General features: G+C 40.0%; 2 protein-coding genes. Both read right to left on the bottom strand.

Annotated features, from left to right (window positions below):
• Nucleotides 1-1,195, bottom strand: a 1,195-nt coding sequence (locus ACZFYI_RS19480; RefSeq protein ID WP_462525787.1) for an efflux RND transporter permease subunit, incomplete at its 3' end; no start/stop codon positions are given.
• A 218-nt stretch (nt 1,196-1,413) separates the two neighbouring features.
• Nucleotides 1,414-1,797, bottom strand: a complete 384-nt coding sequence (locus tag ACZFYI_RS19475; protein ID WP_462525786.1) for an HYC_CC_PP family protein — start codon at nt 1,795-1,797, stop codon at nt 1,414-1,416.
• Nucleotides 1,798-2,176 lie beyond the last annotated feature (379 nt).

Here is a 2,176-nt window from a genome sequence, read left to right as displayed (position 1 = left end):
AAGGCAACAAAGCGGAAATCAATAAAGAAGCCCTGAGGTTAAAGACCATCACCATAATCACAATAATGGTGATGAGGATCTGAAGGACAATGGCTTCATTGAGTGTATTGAGTGTTTCTTTGATGAGGCCGGAGCGATCATAAAATGGAACTATGGTGACTTTGGAAACTGTTCCGTCCGCCAATGTTTTACTTGGAAGCCCAGGTGTGATTTCTTCAATTTTTAATTTGACAGCATCTATCACCTGAAGCGGATTGTCTCCATATCGTGCTACCACGACACCTCCGACAGCCTCAGCACCACCTTTATCCAAAATCGCCCTTTCAGCCCTGCTTGCCGGACCTATATTTACCTTAGCAATGTCTTTGATCCTCAGTGGGACATTGTTGCTCACTTTCACTACTGCCAATTCTATGTCTTCCAGTGATTTGACATACCCTAAGCCCCGCACAATGTATTCCACCTGATTGATTTCCATGGTATTGGCTCCGATATCCAAGTTGGCCTGCTTGATGGCATTCATCACTTCCATCGTGGTGACATTGTGGGCTTTCAAAGCTACTGGATCCAAATCAACCTGATATTCTTTGACATGCCCACCGATAGTCGCCACCTCAGCAACACCCGCAGTCCCGGCAAGTCCATACTTTACATAAAAATCCTGAATGCTTCTCAATTCATTCAAATCCCAACCTCCCACGGGATTCCCTTTTTCATCCCTTCCTTCCAAAGTATAAAAATAAACCTGCCCAAGTCCTGTTGCATCCGGCCCCAACTTGGGCTGAACACTTTCCGGCAATAAGCCCGAAGGCAGTGAGTTGAGTTTTTCTAAAATCCTCGACCGGCTCCAATAGAATTCAATATCTTCCTCGAAAATGATATAGATTGAAGAAAAACCAAACATGGAGGTACTCCTGATTGTCTTTACTCCAGGCATGCCCAAAAGCGAAGTCGTCAAAGGATAGGTTATTTGATCTTCCACATCTTGGGGAGATCGCCCCATCCATTCGGTAAAAACAATCTGTTGATTTTCTCCTATGTCTGGAATCGCATCCACCGGAACAGGGTCATTGGGAAGAAAACCGGTATTCCAGTTGAACGGTGCGACGACAATCCCCCAAAGCACTACAAGTACCAAAAGGATTACTGTCACCAGTTTGTTTTCAAGAAAGAATTTGATGATGCTGTTTAACATGATCTTTTTTTTGTAAAAGGACGCTGAATTGAGATTCTGCTTGCTAATAATGTTGTTATCCCAAAAAGCCCAATGTAAACAAGACTATTCGGAGAAAACCTGACTCATGTGGAATTTGTCAAAATCCAAATGAAAATAAGGAAGAGAAAGCTGGAGTTATAGGAATTTTAGAAAACAGATGAAAAAGGTTTCCTAGATGCCATTTTCCCTATTGGGAATCAGATCAAGAAAACTTGGTTGGTAATGAAAATTGGAGTATTTGGTATGAAGGGCGGAGAAGAATCCGCAAATCCGATCAATATTTCTTCAATGAAAATGCTGTGTTCAAACTCAAAAAATACAGCTTGGACCATCGGAATTAAATTTACTTCCGCCTGAAAATCCAGAATATCAATTTGCTGCTGATCTGAATTAGGCAATTCCAGATTGGACACATCATCACAGCATCCCGGCATAGGTTCCTCAGAAGGACAACAGGTTTTTGTTTGCCCAAAAAGATTGATGTGCTGAAAATCCTCCCCACAATAATGCACGGAATAGCCCAACCCTGCGTTGAAAAACACATAGAAAACAAGGAGTGCTATTTTGATAAATTGCTTCACAAGAGAGATTTACAGATCAAAGGTAAATAGATTTTGATTCTTAAAGTTATAAAATTTTTGAAAGGATTAATAAACCGGAGGGTTTAAGTCGCTTTTTCTTAGTTCTCTTAAAATGTCAAAATTATAGTATCACCATTTTTGCTTACTATACTAAGCATTTTTATATATTTTTTTCTTGTTATATTAAGCATTTATGTATATTTTTGTTCATTATATTAAGCAATTATGGACTCTTTATTAGAAAAATCTCTCAAAAAGATCGAATCTACCTCCCTGGAATTTGTAAGAAGTAAGATAGACCGTATCAATTGGGAGGCACGATTGATCGGAATCAAAGGTTCACGGGGCGTAGGAAAGACGACCTTACTTCTTCAATACA

The sequence above is a fragment of the Aquiflexum sp. genome, assembly GCF_977115555.1.
Note: the sequence above shows the minus strand (reverse complement) of the source record. Positions and strands in the feature narration are given on the sequence as shown.